This window comes from Gracilibacillus timonensis (genome assembly GCF_900086715.1).
Lineage (GTDB): Bacteria > Bacillota > Bacilli > Bacillales > Amphibacillaceae > Gracilibacillus > Gracilibacillus timonensis.
Map to the genome: position 1 here is coordinate 585611 of NZ_FLKH01000010.1, position 19597 is coordinate 605207.

Below are 19597 nucleotides of genomic sequence, written 5' to 3' on the forward strand. Positions count from 1 at the left end.
CACGTTAGATCACCCTTCTCCACTGTTTGTCGGAAAATCACTATTCAACCTTTGATTGTTTATTAGCATGGTTCAAAAACTGGCGAACATCCTTTAACGACAACCCTTGTTTTTTGGCCTCTTTTATTAATCCGATCCATTCGTGATCCAACAAAACATTTTCCAATCTCTTTTCCACCATTTCGCCTCCATTATCAGTCATAATATAGTACGTAATGTGAAATGCCATGAAATTAAGCCCTTTCATTCTACCAAGACTAATTCACATTTGGAACCTATTTAACGGAAGAAGTGACCATATGAGAAAAGAAAGTTACTTTCGTCATGTCGCTGCTTTCCTTTGCACATGCAGATTTACAAAATAACGAATACATAACAGAATAGGGAACAAAAGGGTGAATGAAGAATTTACAACAAGACAAATTATATCCAAAATAACTCGATGCTCTCTCCTCAATAAAAGAAGCCTGCCATAAGGAAAGCAGGCCCTCAAAAATGTCTAGCAACCGATTCTATTCCCTTTCAAAAACCATACTCTGCATCTTTCTCCTGTTGCATCTGTTGGTATGTCTTTGCCAGCGTCATCGTATCATCTACCAATCGTTCCATGCGATAGAACACATCATCATTGGTAATTTCCTGACGATAGAAATCGACATCTTCGATAAACAGATATTGCTGTAACACTTGTGCCTTCATATATGTCAGAATCGGCTTTAGCTGCTGCTCTGGAATAAGGTAATGACGCTGCGATCCTGCCGTTACCACCATACTAGCCACCTTGCCCTCGAAGGCACTTGTCGGCAGTAGATCAAATAGATTCTTTAATGTGCCGGGAATGGACGCCTGAAAAATCGGTGTGCCAATCATTAACACATCCGCTTTCATGATTTGTTCGGTCACATATTTGGCATCCCCTTGATAATCCAAATAATTTCTGCCGTCACTAAAGGGAATATCGTATGCGGCCAGATCTAATAGCATCACCTCATGATCAGGATATTTTTGCTCTAGTATTTTCACCGTTTGTTGGATCGCTGTTTTCGTTTTCGATCCTACCACGGAACCTGCGATGGCTACAATATTCATCCAATCACCTCCCTACTTTGATGTGTGTTTACGAATGGCTGGCAATACTTCATTACCTATTAATTCAATGTTTTTACGTAACTGTTCAAAAGGCATCCCACCAAAATCCATTTGAGCAATATAACGCTGATGACCATACATTTCATGTTGATAAAGGATCTTCTCGATAACTTCTTGCGGACTGCCAATATTCATCACATCACGCGGACTTGCTCCCTGTGCAAAGTGCTGCTTCGGATAACCTCGCCCATTGGTTTTCTGCATCCCTTCATTGATCGAGGGATAGATTTCCCGCTGTGCTTGTTGTGTCGTTTCTGCCAAGTAGAAAAAGCCTGCAATAGCAACCGGGAATTGAGCGGGGTTATGTCCGGCTTCTTCCAACGCACCTCGATAGGCATCCACCGTTCGTTTAAAAATCGACACAGGTCCGCCTAACGTGGCTAAAAACATCGGAACACCGGCATAGCCTGCTTTTATCGCGCTAGACGGATGTCCGCCAACCGCACGCCAGATCGGCAGCGAACCATGATACGGTCTGGGTAACACATGAGCATCACGGAGCGGGGCACGATAATTTCCTTCCCAGTTTACATACTCCTCCCGATTAATTTGTAAGAGCAGATCAAATTTCTCTTCATATAATTCCTCATAGTCTTGTAAATCATAGCCTAATAATTCAAAATTCCCTACACGAGAGGCTCGTCCGGCTACCAGTTCTGTTCTTCCTTTCGATAGGAGATCAATCGTGGCAAAGTCCTCAAATACCCTGACTGGATCCAACGTACTAATAATTGTAGAAGAGCTAGCTATCTTGATTTTCTCCGTCGCTTGGGCGATGGCTGCTAAAACCACCGAATGTGCTTGGGTCGTGAAATAATCTTGGTGGCTCTCTCCTACACTAAAGAAATCAATGTCAGCCTCTTCTGCCAGCTTGGCCAGCTCGACAATCTCTTCCAATCGCTGCGCCGCGGATATCCTCCCTCCCGTTGCGGGGTTTGGTAAGTGATCACCTAATGTATAGATACCAAATTCTAATCCTTTTTTTGGATCGATGCGGTATTGCTCCATATTCTGCACCCTTTCATTGCGTTTATCTGCTATTTGAATCATAACAGAATACTTAGTAAGTACGCACCTAATCCGTTTTAAAAGTGAAAATACATCATTTTAGATAAACCAGGAAAAATTCGCCCGGTCCTTTGCTTACCACTCCAAGCAGTCACTGGACTGCCGATAAGGTGGAATATGTTAAGTAGACTCCTTTTATAGGCAATTGACTTTGCCCGATTTTTTATGCTAAGCGAGCGCTGACAAACAATTTATTTTACTACATGGAATAGATTAACTACTTTATATCATCCACCTTATCGGTACCTCGGTTTGTTTAACGTTTACTAGGAACATTTACTATCACATAAAAAACACCACTCGCCATATAATAAGCATAATAACCAATTTCCGACCTATAATCCTCTTTATTTACATTTCTCTCCCCTTTGTATTAAGATAATAAAAGTGTGGAACAATGGAATAACGAGAAGAAAGGTGACTACATGAGTGACAGAAATAAAGGAATATTATTATTATTACTATCTGCATTAGGCTTCTCCTTGATGGCTGTGTTTGTTAAGCTGTCAGGCGAGGTGCCAACTATACAAAAAACATTATTTCGCAATGCCGTATCGATGGTTATTGCGTTCGGATTTGTCGTTTATCACAAGGAACGCCTTTTGGGTAAAAAAGAAAACCAAAAGCATTTACTGCTTCGCTCAGCACTTGGCATGATGGGTGTATTATTGAATTATTATGCGATCGATCACCTTGTCCTTTCCGATGCGGACATGCTCAATAAGATGAGCCCATTCATCACGATCATTTTCGCTGCCGTTTTCTTAAAAGAATATGTGTTGCGTTTTCAGGTCGTTTCGGTGATTATTGCTTTCCTGGGAACCTTGTTTATTATCAAACCAGTCTTCGACCTTGATATGATTCCCTATATAGCAGGGATTTTATCCGCTGTTTTTGCCGGGGGCGCTTACACCGTTTTGCGTGTACTTGGGAATAAAGAACAATTTTATACGGTTGTTTTTTACTTTTCGGCCTTTTCCACCGTGATTTTATTACCAATCGTGCTCTTTTTCTATCAGCCGATGACGATGCAGCAATGGATTTATTTACTGGCTGCAGGGGTGTTTGCCACCGTCGGACAATTCGGCATTACCGTTGCCTATAAGTTTGCACCGGCAAAAGAAATATCCATCTTTTTCTACTCTACCGTCGTATACTCTGGCATCTTTAGTATCGTATTGTTTGGACAAATCCCGGACCTTTGGAGTATTCTCGGGTATATCGCCATCTTTGGCGCCTCACTTTATATGTTCTTGAGGAACAATCGGGAGTTCAAAGAAGTAAAGGAATGAATACAAAAAACCCGCATCATAAAGTGCGGGTTTTTTCTTTTTTTATTGATTAAAACCATGGACTGTCACTTCTACCCGTTTCTCGGACAGACTCTAGCTATACGATACTTAATTGCTTAAGACTCGTAATCTCCGTATAACCTTCCGTTTGACGTTGTGGCTCGCGTTTGCGGTGGTTAAACCAAATAGGATGCCAATTCGCAGGGAGTGCCCCTTCCACATCCAGATTCCAAGAGTCACCAATATAATAACACTGATAATTGTCCAATTGGCATTGTTGATGGACGAAATCGAATATAGCAGGATTTGGTTTGGCCAGACCGATTTCATCAGATATAAACATGCGATCCGTCGAAAAATATCGGTCTAATTGTAACGTCGCTATCTTGTTCTTTTGTCCTTCCGTGGTTCCATTGGTGATAAGTCCCATGCATACATACTTGTTACTCAATTCACTTAAAAATTCTTCTACAACAGTTGGAGGGGAAATATTCCCTTGTTCCACCTCATATTGTTCTTGCAGACGCTTGCCCTCATCCATGGAAATCGTTAACTGAAAATCCCGGGCAGCTAGTTGATATCTCTCGATTCTGATCGCTTCGAGCGCCTTTTCTCCTCTGAGATACGCTTTCCACAGCCCGTCAATATAATGCCGAGTAGCCGAAAAGAAACGGTCTACATCACTGCCAAGTGCGTTCGCTACATGAGGCAGTTCTTTTTGCAATGCGCTTGTAAATGGTGCCATTAAATCATATAACGTATCATCTAAATCAAAAAAAATGGCAGACGTCTTGGAATCTATTTTCATGTGTATCCATACCTCCAGTTAAAAGCAGTCAGATCAAGTGAAACTTTGTTCAATAGGGGTTTTCAATGTTAGTTGAACCATGTGGCCATTATTAGCTGTTTAATCTATAAAATCTTCATGCCTTAGCTACTCTTAAAGAGAGAATCCAACATACTGCAATAAACTCATCTTACAAGAAAAGAGGCCTTCAGACAACCTACGATGAGATCCCCGTATCGGCCTCTTTCCATGTTAAGATATTTCTTTCCCAGTCATATCCTTATAATCTTTCTTCATGATTTCCCATGATTTCTCGATGTCTTCATCTAATCCAAATAACCCGCTGCGACCTACGATATAAATATCGGGACCGGCTGCGTCGATTTTCTTGAATGATTTTCGATTAGATGATCCGTCCATTTCAATAACGTATTGGTAACCTTTTTCTTCGCGTAGTTCTCTTAATTCGACAATCTTATCCAGGGTGCCATCAATAAAACGCTGGCCTGCGAAGCCTGGATCAACGGTCATAATCGTGATTTTATCGACTAAATCAATATAAGGGAATATCGTTTCAATCGGTGTTTCAGGATTTAAGACAACTCCCGCTTTGAGACCTGCATCATGGATCTGATCAATCAAACGAAACGCCAAACCATCCAGCACCTCGGCATGTATGCAAATCCATTCACACTTCATATCCACTAATTGCTGCACCCAAAAACTTGGCTCCGTTACCATCAGGTGAACAGACATAGGTAAATCACTTATTTTCCGTACTTCCTCGATAAACCATGGGGATAAGGTAATATTCGGAACATAATGTCCATCCATAATATCAATATGATAAGAATCGACATGATCGTTTAAAAACGTAATCTGTTCCTTAAATTTATCCAAGTCCATCGTCATCAAGGATGGGGAGAATTCTACTTTTTTCATGACTCGATTGACTCTCCTTCTATTTAAAATATATTGTGTCCGGCCCATCGACTGCCCAGACATGCCAGGCTAGCCGTGTTCATTCCTATTTAATAAATCTTAATGTCATCTAAATCAATATCGTCCTCTTCTGCTTCAGTTTGCTCATCCATTTGTTCTGGTTCCTTATGCTTCTTGATTAAGGCCAAAGCTAGTCCTGTTACTATAATATTGACGACAAGTGCTGCTACGCCTGTCCATGGATTCGTCATCGTCGGTAACATCAATACCCCACCAAACGGTACGGTCGCATCTGCGCCTAATACCATGGATACGGCACCACCGGCAGCGCCACCAATAGCTACGGCCACTACACAGCGAATAATATCATTCATGACGATAGGGATAACACCTTCCACAATATTAATAACACCCATCGGCACTGCTGATTTTAATGTCTCTCTTTCCATCGTATTGTAAATGTTTTTCCCAAACAATTTCGCGATGAAATAGGCTAAACCAAAGGCAACTGGTGTTGCCGTATTGACGAGTTGTAATGCCGTAATTGGTCCGTTGATACCTTCTGCTTGCATGGTTAAAACAAAGGCAAATACCGTCTTATTAATCGGACCGCCAAAGTCCACACCACTTAATAAACCAACTACTCCACCAAATACTAATAAGGAAGAAGACCCTAAACTGTTTAATGCATCGGTTAATAGTGAAGTAAGGGCTGCAATAGGAGAACCAATAATGTAAACCATGATTAACCCACCAATAATGGAAGTGAAAAATGGAATAATTAATGTTGGCATTAAACCTTTCGCCCACTGAGGAATTTTCAAATATTTCAACACAGCTACGGCAAGATAACCTGAAATGAAACCACCTAAAATACCACCGATGAACCCAGCCTCAATAGCATTCGCTGTTAAACCAATAATAAAACCTGGAGCAATCCCTGGTTTTCCTGCAATCGAATAAGAAATACCTGTCGATATCACAACTGGTAATAAACCTAAACCAGCGCCACCCATGGTAGCCAATGCATCCCAAAAAGAAAACTCACCTTGGGTTAAGATATCTTGACTTTCACCGCCAAAGCCCATTCCAATCGCAATAAGAAAACCAGCACCACAGACAATTGGAATGAGATAGGAAATCGCCGTCAATAAATGACCCTTCAGGTTTAACTCTTTTAAAAATTTCATTATTTTTCCCTCCTCTAGACACGTTCTCGTTTATTTTGTTTCCTTATTTCTTTATTGAACAAAAGCCGCTTTTACCTCTTCTTCATTTTTCGACTGTAACAATTGCTCTACGACTTCATCATTGCCTAATTTTCTTGCAAACAAGGATAATAATTTCAAATGATTTTGCGCGCCCTCATTATCATTACCTACTGCAAAAAGGATAATGCCTTTTACGCCATTTCCATCTAGTGTTTCCCACGGGATTTCTTCGTCCATAACCCCGATGGCAACCCCAATTTTATTAACGAAATCACTTTTTCCATGAGGGATCGCAATGTAATTACCAATTCCAGTCTGTCCCTCTGCCTCACGGGCATAAATATCCTTCATAAAGCCATCGATCTCACTAATATAGCCATTTTGCAATAATAGTTCAGCTAACTCTGATAATGCCTCCTCTTTATTTTTTGCTTGCAAATCGGTTGTGATTGTTTCTAAATCTATAATGTTACTTATTTCCATGCTGTATCTCTCCCCTCGTTTTGCACGTTATTTATTCTGGTTGAGGACTTCTTCCGCTTTTTGAATCAATTTATTAGGTGATTTAACTGCTATTTCAGTTGGAACTTCAATAATGCGTTTGCCCTCAAAGCGTTCCCGATCCGATATTTTTACATCGATCGCCAAAATAACAATATCAGCTTCCTTGATTTGTTCTTCTGTTAAATCATTCTCTGTTCCAATCGTTCCTTGTGTTTCCATCGCAATCTCATGTCCCGCTTTTTTTGCGGCATTCTCCAATTTTTCCTGTGCAATGTATGTGTGGGCAATTCCTACGGTACACGCTGCTACTCCTACAATTTTCATAACTAATTCCTCCTAGATTTTTTTGATTTCTTGTTCAAATATTTCCTTTTTCTGTGCTTTCAACAATCGGTTCAAATACTCCTCATCTGCCAATGTTCTGGTAAATAGAGAAATCTGTTTCTTGATTTGCTCTGACTCATTTTCCTTTAATAAAATCACAATCAATAAGCGAATATCTTGCGCCTGATCATCCCATGACAGGATCGGATCGGCTAAACGGATAAAAATAATTTGACTTTGCTTGATTTGACTGCTTTCAATATGAGGCAGCATCACATGTTCCGCGATTAGGGTGCTGCCTGCCTGCTCTCTTTTATTCAGCCGTTGAACGATTTTATCTTGCTGAGAAGCGTCATTCGGGCTTACCATCTCAGAAATAAAGGCATGTACCTCTTCTTTTGTCGCTAATTCACAATGGAAATAAACGTGATAGGATAACTTACTGTCCATGATAAACCTCCTCTATCTTGCGCTGAAGTCTCTTCTGATCATCAACGGTAAACATCGCACTCACTAATAAAAAATGAATCGGCATTTGCTCTTCTATCTGAACCGTACTCAAAATCAACTCCACATCGGGATATTTCTCTTGAATCATCCGCATATTTCGGGTAGCAATCACATCAACAATTTCTAATTCGGGAAATTTTTTTGATATTTTTGCCCTGAGAAGCTCGGAAGTTCCTACCCCAGTTGTACACATAATCAATGTTTTGATCGGTCGTTGATGTTGGTTTGTTTCTATGATTTTTGCAAAATAGAGGGTGATAAAGCCATTTTCATCGTCGTTTATCACCGGCAAGTTGAATGTTTCACTTACCAATTTAGATACATTGGCTACACCCATAAATATATCTTCATACGTGATCTTAATTTGACTTAATAAGCTGTTTTTTATGCGAATTTTGTGCTCTAATCGATTTAGCATTGGTTTAATATGGGTAGCAAGATCCATAAAAATAGACTGGTTTTCTATATCGATTCCTAACTTACTACTCATTTCTTCAATATACACTTTCGTCACCTGGATCACTTCGGATGAAAAGGTATTTGACTTTGCAAAAGAACCCTGCATTCTGGATGAAACCAAATACTGATAAAGAAAATAAACCTCGATATCTGGTAATGAACTATGCAAATACTTTTCAATATTATTCACAACCACTTTTGCCACTTGATATAAAGCGAAGTCCCTTTTCATACTGATCATTTCTTCTTTAGAAATGGTATCAGTAAAGAGGTCTGCAGAGATTTTTCTTGAGCGACTTAACAGTATATAAAGATGGGAGAAAATGTTTACATTATATGGATAGGGAATCGTGATATCCAAGTCTTTTTCAATATGTCGTAATTGATCCAATATAAACAAGACATCATACTTATTAAAATTCAGCTCTTTATTGCTTTTCAAATCATCAATATCAATGATGTTGAATATTTCAATAATATCTTTAATCGCCTTCCTAATATTTATCTCTTCTCCTAAGATAGCTAGTGTGCGGTTTTTCCGCTCTAAAACCAGGTCATACTTTTTTAACTCTTCCCCCATGATCTGTTCATCGTTAAAAATAACCGAGTCTCCAACAAAATAGCTGCTAAATAAGTGATAGATATTGATCGGTTTAGGCGAAGACAGCAATAATTCCTCCATAATACGTTTCCGTCTTTCGTGAGGAGAAAAGCCGTTTTCTTTATCGAGCTTATGACTTTTTTGATAGTTAATAAATTTTTCGTAATCTAGCTTGTACCCTCTCCCTTTTTCCGATAAAATAAGTGGACTATCCTCGTATTCATCGTTTATTTTCTTGATTAAACGATATACTGTTTTTTGTGAAGCATGCAGTATCTCGGTTAGATCCTCAGAAGTTACGTAATCTTGATTTTTGGAAAGAAACAGTAACAGTTTTTGTTCACGATCTTGGGAACTCACAGCCACCCCTCCTTGTTATTTTTATTGTAACGCCAATTAGCGAAAACGTTTCACTGATATGTGACCGTTGCAGTGGTCATTTTTTTGTACTAGCTCATAAGAAAAACTGGGCAAAATTCGTCCGGTCCTTTACGAATAACTAAAAGTAGCCACTGAACTGCCGATAAGATGGATGATGTAAAGTAGTTTGCTTTCTTTAGTGGTGAGTTTGCCCGTTTTTTTTATGCTAGGCGAGCGCTCCGGGAATATGCTGCGCTTTCCGTGGGGCCGGCTTCAGCTAACTTGCAAAAGAAGAGCACTTTTACAAGTGGATCTTCAGCTCGTCCTGGTCCCACAGGAGTCTCCGCATATTCCCTCCGCTAGATTGGCGTACAACAATGGTTATCACTGCAAGGATGAAGCATTCTAGGTACCTAGACACTGTTGAGCCAAAAGGAGAAAATCGTCAGCTGATTCTTCGTCTACGTAATGGATCATGTGGTACAAATATAAAATCATAACGTAGGATCAAACCGTTCTCAGAAAAAGGTTATGCGGTTTGCTTATTGGCAGAAATATAGTGTCTAGAACACTTCATCTTCGCAGCCATTCGATTGTAGTGCTACTACCCAGCGGAGGAAATAGGTGGAGACTCCTGTAAGAAAGGCGGAAAGCGTCGGGCAAAAACGTAACAACTGGACCGAAGCGACCGAGATAAAGGAATCACGGTGAGGGACGAACCGATGATGACTTATCGTAGGGCGCTGTCGGGAAGTTGTCTAGTTTTTGACGCTTGTAGCCAGACAGAGAATAGCGCAGTGTGAAGACCCCGCAGGAAGCGATCTTTGCTGACGAGTTATCATGAACGAAACTAGCTCCTTACTTGTAATTTCGTAGGTTAATCTGGTTAGACTGACTACTAAAGAAACAAAACCAAATGAGAGCTACATTACGAAAGGAGCTAGTTATTATGAAGGATACCACTAAATACGTTGGATTAGACGTGCACAAGGGAAAAATTTCAGTTGCTATTGCAGAGGAAGGGCGAGAAAAACCAAGATATTGGGGAGTCGTCCCTCACAAGTATGAAAGCATTAGAAGGTTAGTAAAGAAATTAGGCGATCCTACATCCCTTCGAATTTGTTATGAAGCGGGGCCAACAGGCTACAAACTGCACAGATTCTTTCTTAGTCTTGGAATAGAATGTGATGTCATTGCTCCCTCTCTTATTCCCCAAAAGCCTGGTGAGAGAATCAAAACGGATAAAAGGGATGCTGTTAGACTCGCTCAACTATTTCGTGCCGGCGAATTAACATCTATTTATGTGCCGACCGAAGATGATGAAGCTCTTCGTGATTTAGTTCGGGCAAGGGAAGATGCAAAAGAAGATGAGTCAAGGGCAAAACATCGGTTAACCAAATTTCTGTTACGGCACCATATCTATCCTCCAGAAGGGGTAAGAACGTGGACCTATAAGTATCGGGAGTGGTTAAGTACTTTGACATTCGAACGGTCTGCTTCAAGCACTGTCTTTCAGGAATCTTTTCATCAATTACAGGAGATTGAACAGCGTGTAAAAAGGTATGAAGAAGAGATAAAAACACAAGCAACGGAAGGTGTACATGCCCAAAAAATTCAGGCACTACAGGCTTTGAGAGGGGTGGCTTTAATTACAGCTACAAGCCTCGTAGCTGAGATTGGATCATTCAAAAGATTTGTTCACCCCAAACACTTCATGGCTTATGTTGGATTAATTCCAAGTGAGGATTCAAGTGGTGACAGAAGAAATCAAGGGAATGTTACCAAAACAGGAAATCGACATGTGCGTCGTCTATTAATAGAATCCGCTTGGAGTTATCGTTATCAACCGGCCGTAAAAGGGCAGCTGAAGAAAAGGCAAGAAGGTCAGAGTGCCAGTGTTCAAGCAATATCTTGGAAAGCACAAAACCGGTTACACAAAAAATATTATCGATTATTATCCAGAGGAAAAGAAAGTGGTAAAGCGATTACCGCAGTAGCGAGGGAATTAGCAGGTTTTATATGGGCAATTACGCAAGAAATGGAGGATGTTCCTACGTCTAATCTCTAATAAATGATAGAAGCCAGCATACACGTTTTATGAATAAAAATAGAAGAATGAGAATAGGGCCCGAAGGCAAAGAAAAAAACCGGAAAGGAAAACCCACGTGCCTCCTCTGTGCCATTTCTGTATAGAATAACGCACGTCACGAGTTAGTGGAAAAGTCCTTTATACGGAAAGATAAAATGTGAAAACCCACGAATATCAGAATGCAAACCGCAGTAGAGATTTTTGCCTTCGTGCCGTGTTCTTATCCATCTATTCCAAAAATGATGAAGGAGGTAAGATGATTCCTTCTTTAACTAAAAAGAGGTGAGAAGTGATCGCTAAGTTAAAGAAGAAGCTAGTCTAGCCAGTAGGCTGCACATATAACACCCAGAAAGTAAAGAAGCCAAAAATCGCTTCTCTTCTTAAAGTTTGTCAAAAATAGATTAAAACTTAGTGCAGAGTGGGAGGCTTGACAGTTTCGTTCATATCAGGAGGCTAAAGCCTTGTCTCGCGGAAAGCGGAACCTATTTCCGGAGCGCTGTCTAGCACTGACAAACAATCAACTTTACTACATGGAATAAATGGTTTGGCTACTTAACATCATCTATCTTATCGGTACCACCATTCGTTCAAGATCAAAATCGGTCCACATCCTATCATACTCAGAATTCTATACTTTTTTATTTTTAAAAAATGACACACAAAAACACTTATAAACAGCGTATACCCAATATACGTTGTTTATAAGTGTTGAAATTTGGATGCTTTTATCTACTTTCGCTTATACATCATTAAACCTGCCATCAGAAAAGGTACACCGGACAGATCGAAAACTATATTCTTATAGCCCATTGCTAAGATAAACATACACCAGGCCGATTGGGGGTTTTTCCTGATTACAAAATAGGCGATGATCTCCAGAATAATAAAAACGGCCGTTGGTATAAGGTACAATAAGCAAGCCACAATAGCGGCAAAAACAATATAGTTAAATGGGACGCCAGAATAAATCATCGACTGTAACCAATCTATAAAAGAGAAAGACGTCATCGTACCATTCGTCACATTCGGATTAAGAATGGTGTACCCATCAAATTGAGCCAGGATTTTTTGGAATAGGATGAATATAGCGATCCATTGGACCATATTCAAAACAATCCCCAGCAAGGTGAGGCGGTTAACGGTTTTGCTCATACAGATATGCTCCTTCGTTAGTGATGGCCATCGTTTGTTCACTGAAAAATAATAACATATTTTCCCGTGTTTTTAATATCTATTTGTTTAAATCTAATGTCGACTTCATCTTTTTTGTTTACATTTATAACCTAATCTATGAGAGAGGCATTCATTCCAATTATATCATTTGGACCAACAAAGGGTGCTATCCTCTCGGATCTGCACCCTTTGTTTATATCAACCTTCCCTTTCCGTATCAATAAGAAAAGTAACACCAAATTTATCTGTTAAGCTCCCATAAGCAGCACTAAATGAAGTTTCTTGGAAAGGCATCTTCACTTTACCTTCCTTTTCTAAAGCTTCGAAAAATCTTCTAGACTGTGAGACATCCTTTGTTGAAATACAAATCGTGACTTGATTGCCCTGTACAACAGGCAACGTACTTGGGCTATCGGAAATCATCAGCTCCGAAGCACCAATTCTCAACTTCGCATGTGCCACTAGATGTTTCAATTCGTCAGAGGGAAGATCTGGTACTTCCTCGTATGATATGTTCGTGACAACTTGGGCCTCTAAGGCTTCTTCATAAAACTGAATGGCTTCTTGCGCATTGCCATCCATCATGAGATAAGGGATAACTTTTGCTGTCATTCTTTTTCCTCCTTTATGTTGGACTTCTTTTATATTATCATGGTTATCCCTGTAGTATTTCTTCTCAATTGCTGTCTTTTTGACTACCTTTTTTCGCCCATATCATGTACAACAAACCGGACAAATAACGCTCTTCTCTAATCAATTTCAGTTCCGATTGCTTTATCATAGCCGAAATATTTCTGTTCTGATGACACCCCACAACCCTTACGGCCAATGGATCAATCATTTTTTGCATCCCTGCCCAAAACTTGTTGGTACAAATGCCATGTTCCAACAGCAGTATTTTTCCTTCTGGCTTACACCACTTTTGAAAACTGTTGAGCACATCGACAGGCTTTTGATAGGCGCACAAGCTAGTAGAAGATATAATCGTGTCAAAGCTATTCTCATCAAATACCATGGTTTCGACATCTTTTTGGAGCAAAGTCGTTGAAAAAGGATAATCTTTTGCGGCACGCTCTGCCTTTTTCAACATTTCTTGACTAAAATCTAACCCAATTAATTCAATATCACTACGGTAACAGGGAAAATTAAGTCCTGAACCAATAGCAACCTCTAACACCTTCCCTCTTGCTTCTGGAAAAATTCGTTGACGAAACTTATATAATGGATCACTGTCTCGTCGCTTATCGTACTTTGCTGCCTGCTTATCAAATTTTTTTATTAATGATGGACGATTCATATCATCCCTCGCTTTCCTGTCACTTCGGAGTTTTTATTTAAGGACAGCGATCTAATGGAATCATTTTTTAAAATAACCCTTTATAATTTCCATCATTTCTCTGACTGCTATAGAGGGGTATACTCGTACAAAACATTAAAGAAAACAGTCTTATCATTTACAGATCATTGTTCATCTATGTCAACCATTGACATAAGATGGTTTTCAATAATGCTTCGGATATAGGACGGGCTATAGCGCTCTGGATGAAACAAGGCGTGGATAGCTAACCCATCGATCACACTATACAATTTCTCTAATTCCATATCTCTTGAAACCTCTTGTCTCAATAAATCATTCTCTTCTAGCATCGTTAAAGCTAGTTCAATAACTTTGATAACATCATCGTAACTAAGGTCAAACCCCTCCTCTTTCCGACAATGTGTAATAAAAGCAAACCAAACTTCCATTTCCTTTCTTGAAATTTCACTATAAGGGGTTATCTCCATAAGCAGTTGAACCACCTTCTCTAAAACAGGAATATCCTTCTCCCATATTATTTTCAGCCGGCTCTCCACCTTATCCTTTAATAAATCCATCGCAAAAGTAAGCAATTCTTTGCGTGTAGGAAAATAATACCTAAGAGCAGATTGAGAGATCCCCGTTTCTTCTGCTATTCTTCGTGTCGTCGCCTGTTCAATTCCCTTTTGAGAGATAATGTCCCATGTAGATTTTGCTATCAATTCCCGACGTTTGTGATGATCAACTATTTTTGGCATAGGACGATTATAACAGAGAAATAAGAAAAAATAAATTTTATCACTCGCGTGAGCAGAAAAAGGTTGCGCACTACTAAACGCTATGATAAAATCTTTTTTTAACTCAGTTGAACTAAAAAGATCGAATATAGAACCTATTTAGAAAAGCAAAAGGAGTATATGCCATGAAGCAGCAAAAGAATCGGATAAGGTTATTAGATGTATTAAGAGGTTTTGCTATTATTGGCACTTTAGGAACGAATATTTGGTTATTTGCTCAACCTGGAAATATTATGGGTGTTTTTTCAAATGAGAATTGGTGGGAAAGCTTCGCCTCTTTCCTAACAGCTTTCCTATCCGTATTTGTTAATGGCAAGTTTTTAAGCTTATTGACCATCCTGTTTGGGATTGGTCTGGAATTAAAATACCGTAAAGCTATGAGAGAAGGCCTGCCGTGGATTCGTATGTATCTTTGGACGATGCTTTTATTACTTTTAGATGGGTTATTACATTTTATTTTCGTATTTGAATACGACATATTAATGAGTTATGCCCTAACAGGAATGATCGTTGCATTCATCATTCGCTACCGTGAAGAGATAATCAAGCGATCAATGATCGTATCAGCAATGATTCATTTTACGGGAATCATACTAGTTTCTATCGGATGGGTCTTCTTAATAAAAGACGAAGTATTTCTATCTGAAATGGCCAGAATGTCTCATGAAACAACACAATTATACGCTAACCAAAGTTATTGTCAGCAAATACAATTTAGAATGAATGACTTTTGGGGGTTGAGAATAGAAGCGATTCTGATCATCTTTATGAATATAACCTTATATATTTTAGGCATTCGTCTTTTTCGTGCCGGCGCTTTTTCAAATAATGACAAGGCACAACGCATTAGAAAAAAATTAATGATATACGGTCTCGGGATAGGAATACCATTAAATTTACTGACATTAGTTCCTGGCGGATTTTTCGATATTGCATCTCGTTATGTATTTGCCCCGATTTTGGCATTAGGCTATATTGGCTTATTCGCTTGGGTACTGCAAAAAGCATGGGCTCCTTGGCTAATCAAGCGATTTGAATCCATCGGAAAAACGGCATTAAGTTGTTATATCTTACAAAACATCCTGACATCTATTATCTTTTACGGCTGGGGACTCAGTGTGGCTCCCTTGTCTTCTGCTTATGTTGTCATACTACTTTGGATCCTCCTAACCATAGTGATGATGGGCGCTGCAGAATTTTTTGTAAAGTATATAGGCACTGGACCGCTTGAGTACTTGTGGAGGAAGTTATCCTACTCACCATTTAAAAAATAAGAAAGAGGAGCAAATGTCATCGTGTGATTTCATGATGCTCTTCCTCCATCATCTCTTTAAAAAAAGCACGAATCCGATGATCACCATAACTTGGTGCCGTCAAATCATGGGTCATCACATTAAAAAAGAAACGGAATAAACCATAATTGTGATTGCCAGACCACTTCAACAGCTTGGAAATCAGGTTAAAAAGGGCCGTTGGAATACGTGTCATACGCTTCCTTTTGTTCAGCAAATCAAAAGCGAGCTGAGCCATTTGCTGATAACTAAAGGTCTCAGGTCCACCGACATCAAGGGTTTGATTTGATTTAGCAAAAGATCGGATACAGTATTGGGCTAAATCTTCCCCATGGATTGGATTCATCCTTGCTCTTCCATCCCCAATCAAGAACACTCTGCCATTTTGCGCCATCCCCAACAATGAAGCTATATCTGAAAAATAGCCAGTCGGTCTAATGATCATATGATCGATACTTGACGCTGTTAAAACCTCCACGAATTTTTCTTTCGCTTCAATTAAAGGTCCCGGTTCCTTCCAATCATCCGTACGATACACGTGTACATAGATAAATTTGGCAGCATGACTGCGCTCTGCCTCTTTCAACAAATTCAGATTCCCTTGGTAATCCACATCATGAAAAGTAAGGCCATTTCTCTCTCTTGTCATGCCAACGGTTGAAAAAACATAATCCATATGGTCACATATATTGGTTAATGTTTCCGGCTTGGTGATATCGCCGATGACTACTTCATCTACCTCTTCGGCAATTGAAGGAGCAAAAGCATTCCCGACTTGGTTCAACTTGTCCGGATCTCTCACTAATACCTTGGTATAAAACCCTTGTTTCTTCAGCTCTTTTACCACATATCTTCCTAAATACCCTGTAGCCCCAGCAACTAACACATGTTTCATACTGCCTCTCCTCCTGTATTTTGAAAAATATGTCCTTTTCAGTGTGTTTTTCTTTCTTAATGTTATCACATTCGCTGTGGATCGCTATTCCGAATCCTTCAGCCAACCTTTCAGCCTGTGAACAGCAGCAGTGTCCAAGTATGACTCCTTGTATCTCAAGAAAATAATACAAACACACCAACGATAACGACAATGATACCCCCTGCGCGATTCATCCATATGGCCAAATCACTAGGTTCCGCCTCTTTCAACTTCCAGCCAATTTCTAAATACCACATAACATAAGGAAATATCGCCCCAATCACACCTACTATAATAAGGATTATACCTGCTAGATTGATGGAGGCACCTTCAGAAGGATCTCCATGTATTTTTTCATATCTATTAACAGTCTCTCCAGCTAAATGTATCTCTTCTTCTGATAAAGAATGAGACCAAAACCCTGGTCCGCCTCCTTCCGTGTGGTCCTCAGAATTGGAATGACCATTTTCAAATTCGACTTCGTATTTATAACCATCAGATAACTTCGTAAGAATAACCTGTACCGTTTCTCCACTGTCAAAAGTAATCGTATCTGTAGAATCAGCCATTAAACAAGTGGTTACAAAAAAACTAGAACATAAAACAACAACCACCTGGATGATAAACTTCACGCTATCCCTCCCATCCGCTAGATAAGATTTTACTGACTTTTTGAACAATTCCTCATTTCTTGACATCGACTCCATAATAACATATTTTTATCTTAGAGGATGAGGTTTTATGAATAACAAGGTACAACTATTTTGGGATGATTTTTGCGCAGTCACTCACCAAGAAGGGCTTGAATTTACCGGTGCCTTTTCATTCGGTACTTCTGCTGATTGGCTAGCGGATTTAGTTATGGAAGGAAAGAAAATAGCGACATCTTCCGGTTTTGTGTTTTATGAATTAGAAAAAGAAGTCTTGCCTAAACCTGATGAATATTACATCATTTTAGATGGACAGGAAGAACCAGCAGCTATTATTCAAATCCAATCCGTTGAAGTAGTTCCTATGAATGAAGTATCCGAGGAATTTGCTCTAGCAGAGGGCGAAGGGGATTATTCGTATTGGTGGCAAGCACATGAAACATTTTTCACTGCATCATTAGCGGCATACAATATGGAATTTTCACCTGACATGTTAGTGGTGTGTGAACGGTTTAAGAAAGTGTATCCTAATGAAAAAGGAACACCACTTAATCAATAACGACAAAAGGAGAGATTATCATTGAGTAATGTTTTAATTTTAGGAGCAAACGGTCAAATTGCCCGAGAAGCCATTAATTTATTTCTTGACACAACGGAGGCAAATTTAACGCTTTTCCTTCGCAATGCAAGCAGACTAAACATCAGCAATCCAGATCGAGAACACGTCATTGAAGGAGACGTAACAGACATTGAAAAATTGAAAGAAGCGATGGTAGGTCAAGATGTAATCTACGCAAATCTAGGTGGTTCAGATTTTGTACAACAAGCTGAAAGCATTGTGGAAGCGATGCATGCAGCCAATAAGAAGCGAATTATTTTCATTAGCAGTCTGGGCATTTACGATGAAGTACCCGGAAAATTCGGTGAGTGGCATAAGAACACACTGGGAGAAATATTAGTAATAGATCGAAAAGCCGCGGACGTTATAGAAGCCTCTGATTTGGATTATACGATTTTAAGACCAGCTTGGCTAACGAATAACGATGAAATCGACTATGAAACCACCCAAAAAGAAGAAGTTTTTAAAGGAACTGAGGTTTCACGCAAGAGTGTCGCTGCCTTAGTTGTCAAACTAGCTGAATCACCGGAAATGGAAATCCACCGTAGTTTGGGTGTCAATAAGCCCAACACGGAGGGAGATAAGCCTGCTTTTGTCAAATAAGTGTACAAACCTTATTTCTAGAAGTGAACATTCCACTGCAAATAAAATGAACGCATCGAACAATTGGTTCGATGCGTTTTATGATACTTAAAAATACTTGTTGAACACTTCTGTCGCAACACGAATTCTCCATCACTGCTTTATTTCTCTTTTACAGAATAGCGAATCCATAATGTATCGTGTTCCAATTCCTTAACGGATTCAAGTTGAAAAGCTGTTTCTTTAATGTTGGAATAGGGTTCTTTTGCGGCAAAGAATCGGTGACCAGCTGGATCAGCATTCGCGATAGGAGCCAAAATGACACTGATTTCATCCGCCAATCCGTTTTGAACGAAGGACCAGTTCATGGTTCCGCCTCCGCCCACCATCATTCGTTCGACATGGAAGAGATTATAGAATTTATCCAACATCACTTCATAATCAATTTGTTCTTGGCCCGCAATAATATAGGAGATTTCTTTTCTTCTGAGAAAATCTTTATAAGCATTGGAGGCTTGCTCCGTTAAGACTTCTACAATATGAGAAGAGATACTACCGTAACCAAAAGTGTTTTCTTCAAAGCCTAATTCTCCACGTGGATCGATAGAAAAATAATACATAGCAGCATCCGTATTCGCTATATAATCACCCTCCGGTACAGGAGCTGCTTTCTCGTCTAGCTCTGGTTCTTTGTAGTGAGTAATATTATCTTGTGTCGTCGTTTTACCGTTCAGATAACCTTGTATGCCAAACTGTTGTTTTTCAGGATCTAAAGAAAGTTCTTGATATTGTCGACTTGCTTCTTCAAATTCCCGCAAATTCATTATATCCAAGTTACCGTCTATCGATGTATGTGTGTGTATAATAACATAAGGTTTATTCATGTTCATCCTCCTCTTTCTTAATGCATTGCAGTTTATGGTCTAATTTCTTCTTATGCTCCCAGCATTTCTTTTCCATACCTCCCATTTAAAC

The 19597-nt window shown here is 39.5% G+C and carries 22 protein-coding genes; 5 read left to right on the forward strand and 17 right to left on the reverse strand.

All coding sequences use genetic code 11. From position 1 onward, the window contains the following. Positions 1-40: 40 nt before the first annotated feature. The 3 genes from BN6556_RS06705 to BN6556_RS06715 form a co-directional block, all read right to left on the reverse strand. Positions 41-229 (reverse strand): anti-repressor SinI family protein, encoded by a 189-nt coding sequence (locus BN6556_RS06705; protein WP_066188708.1) that lies wholly within the window; start codon positions 227-229, stop codon positions 41-43. Positions 230-522: 293 nt separating this feature from the next. Beyond that, a complete protein-coding gene (locus tag BN6556_RS06710) occupies positions 523-1089 on the reverse strand; it encodes an NADPH-dependent FMN reductase (RefSeq protein ID WP_066188711.1) in 567 nt (188 codons plus the stop codon). A 12-nt stretch (positions 1090-1101) separates the two neighbouring features. Then, a complete protein-coding gene (locus tag BN6556_RS06715) occupies positions 1102-2157 on the reverse strand; it encodes an LLM class flavin-dependent oxidoreductase (protein ID WP_066188713.1) in 1056 nt (351 codons plus the stop codon). 485 nt (positions 2158-2642) lie between these two features. On the opposite strand from BN6556_RS06715, the gene BN6556_RS06720 reads away from it, so the two are divergent. Continuing rightward, positions 2643-3509, forward strand: a complete 867-nt coding sequence (locus BN6556_RS06720) for a DMT family transporter (protein WP_066188717.1) — start codon at positions 2643-2645, stop codon at positions 3507-3509. 97 nt (positions 3510-3606) lie between these two features. On the opposite strand, the gene BN6556_RS06725 is transcribed toward BN6556_RS06720, so the two are convergent. The 7 genes from BN6556_RS06725 to BN6556_RS06755 form a co-directional block, all read right to left on the reverse strand. Continuing rightward, positions 3607-4317: an HAD family hydrolase gene (locus BN6556_RS06725; RefSeq protein WP_066188720.1), complete on the reverse strand. Its 711-nt coding sequence runs from the start codon at positions 4315-4317 to the stop codon at positions 3607-3609. 231 nt (positions 4318-4548) lie between these two features. After that, positions 4549-5238 (reverse strand): D-allulose 6-phosphate 3-epimerase, encoded by a 690-nt coding sequence (gene alsE, locus BN6556_RS06730; protein WP_066188721.1) that lies wholly within the window; start codon positions 5236-5238, stop codon positions 4549-4551. Positions 5239-5327: 89 nt separating this feature from the next. Continuing rightward, on the reverse strand, positions 5328-6428 hold the full coding sequence (locus BN6556_RS06735) for a PTS fructose transporter subunit IIC (RefSeq protein WP_066188723.1): 1101 nt from the start codon (positions 6426-6428) through the stop codon (positions 5328-5330). 51 nt (positions 6429-6479) lie between these two features. Then, a complete protein-coding gene (locus BN6556_RS06740; protein WP_066188726.1) occupies positions 6480-6932 on the reverse strand; it encodes a PTS sugar transporter subunit IIA in 453 nt (150 codons plus the stop codon). Between the two features lie 27 nt (positions 6933-6959). After that, positions 6960-7277, reverse strand: coding sequence for a PTS fructose transporter subunit IIB (locus tag BN6556_RS22375; RefSeq protein WP_066188729.1), 318 nt, complete (start codon positions 7275-7277; stop codon positions 6960-6962). Between the two features lie 12 nt (positions 7278-7289). Beyond that, entirely contained in the window at positions 7290-7727 is a 438-nt protein-coding gene (locus BN6556_RS22380; protein WP_066188735.1) for a PTS sugar transporter subunit IIA, read from the reverse strand. After that, positions 7717-9207, reverse strand: a complete 1491-nt coding sequence (locus BN6556_RS06755) for a BglG family transcription antiterminator (protein WP_205410312.1) — start codon at positions 9205-9207, stop codon at positions 7717-7719. The genes BN6556_RS22380 and BN6556_RS06755 overlap by 11 nt, the downstream gene beginning before the upstream one ends. A 949-nt stretch (positions 9208-10156) precedes the next feature. Here BN6556_RS06755 and BN6556_RS06760 point away from each other — a divergent pair. Beyond that, positions 10157-11275 carry an IS110 family RNA-guided transposase gene (locus BN6556_RS06760; RefSeq protein WP_066188741.1) on the forward strand — a complete coding sequence of 373 codons (1119 nt, stop codon included), beginning with the start codon at positions 10157-10159 and terminating at the stop codon, positions 11273-11275. A 750-nt stretch (positions 11276-12025) separates the two neighbouring features. Here BN6556_RS06760 and BN6556_RS06765 read toward each other — a convergent pair. The 4 genes from BN6556_RS06765 to BN6556_RS06780 all read right to left on the reverse strand — a co-directional run bounded on the left by BN6556_RS06765 (position 12026) and on the right by BN6556_RS06780 (position 14524). After that, positions 12026-12448: a hypothetical protein gene (locus tag BN6556_RS06765; RefSeq protein WP_066188743.1), complete on the reverse strand. Its 423-nt coding sequence runs from the start codon at positions 12446-12448 to the stop codon at positions 12026-12028. A 219-nt stretch (positions 12449-12667) separates the two neighbouring features. Further along, positions 12668-13081 (reverse strand): VOC family protein, encoded by a 414-nt coding sequence (locus BN6556_RS06770; protein ID WP_066188746.1) that lies wholly within the window; start codon positions 13079-13081, stop codon positions 12668-12670. A gap of 64 nt (positions 13082-13145) precedes the next feature. Then, positions 13146-13766, reverse strand: coding sequence for a class I SAM-dependent methyltransferase (locus tag BN6556_RS06775; RefSeq protein WP_066188749.1), 621 nt, complete (start codon positions 13764-13766; stop codon positions 13146-13148). Positions 13767-13930: 164 nt separating this feature from the next. Beyond that, positions 13931-14524 (reverse strand): TetR/AcrR family transcriptional regulator, encoded by a 594-nt coding sequence (locus BN6556_RS06780; RefSeq protein WP_066188753.1) that lies wholly within the window; start codon positions 14522-14524, stop codon positions 13931-13933. Positions 14525-14688: 164 nt separating this feature from the next. Between BN6556_RS06780 and BN6556_RS06785 the strand changes: the two genes are divergently transcribed. After that, positions 14689-15837 carry a DUF418 domain-containing protein gene (locus tag BN6556_RS06785; RefSeq protein WP_066188756.1) on the forward strand — a complete coding sequence of 383 codons (1149 nt, stop codon included), beginning with the start codon at positions 14689-14691 and terminating at the stop codon, positions 15835-15837. Positions 15838-15853: 16 nt separating this feature from the next. On the opposite strand, the gene BN6556_RS06790 is transcribed toward BN6556_RS06785, so the two are convergent. Then, positions 15854-16750 carry an SDR family oxidoreductase gene (locus BN6556_RS06790; protein WP_066188759.1) on the reverse strand — a complete coding sequence of 299 codons (897 nt, stop codon included), beginning with the start codon at positions 16748-16750 and terminating at the stop codon, positions 15854-15856. A gap of 155 nt (positions 16751-16905) precedes the next feature. Then, complete coding sequence (locus BN6556_RS21520; protein WP_078059959.1) at positions 16906-17403, reverse strand: DUF6199 family natural product biosynthesis protein; 498 nt, start codon at positions 17401-17403, stop codon at positions 16906-16908. Between the two features lie 109 nt (positions 17404-17512). Between BN6556_RS21520 and BN6556_RS06800 the strand changes: the two genes are divergently transcribed. Next, positions 17513-17980 carry an ASCH domain-containing protein gene (locus tag BN6556_RS06800; protein ID WP_066188762.1) on the forward strand — a complete coding sequence of 156 codons (468 nt, stop codon included), beginning with the start codon at positions 17513-17515 and terminating at the stop codon, positions 17978-17980. Between the two features lie 21 nt (positions 17981-18001). Further along, positions 18002-18643 (forward strand): SDR family oxidoreductase, encoded by a 642-nt coding sequence (locus tag BN6556_RS06805; RefSeq protein WP_066188765.1) that lies wholly within the window; start codon positions 18002-18004, stop codon positions 18641-18643. 140 nt (positions 18644-18783) lie between these two features. Here BN6556_RS06805 and BN6556_RS06810 read toward each other — a convergent pair whose 3' ends face one another. Then, positions 18784-19506, reverse strand: coding sequence for a dihydrofolate reductase family protein (locus tag BN6556_RS06810; protein ID WP_066188768.1), 723 nt, complete (start codon positions 19504-19506; stop codon positions 18784-18786). Positions 19507-19597 lie beyond the last annotated feature (91 nt).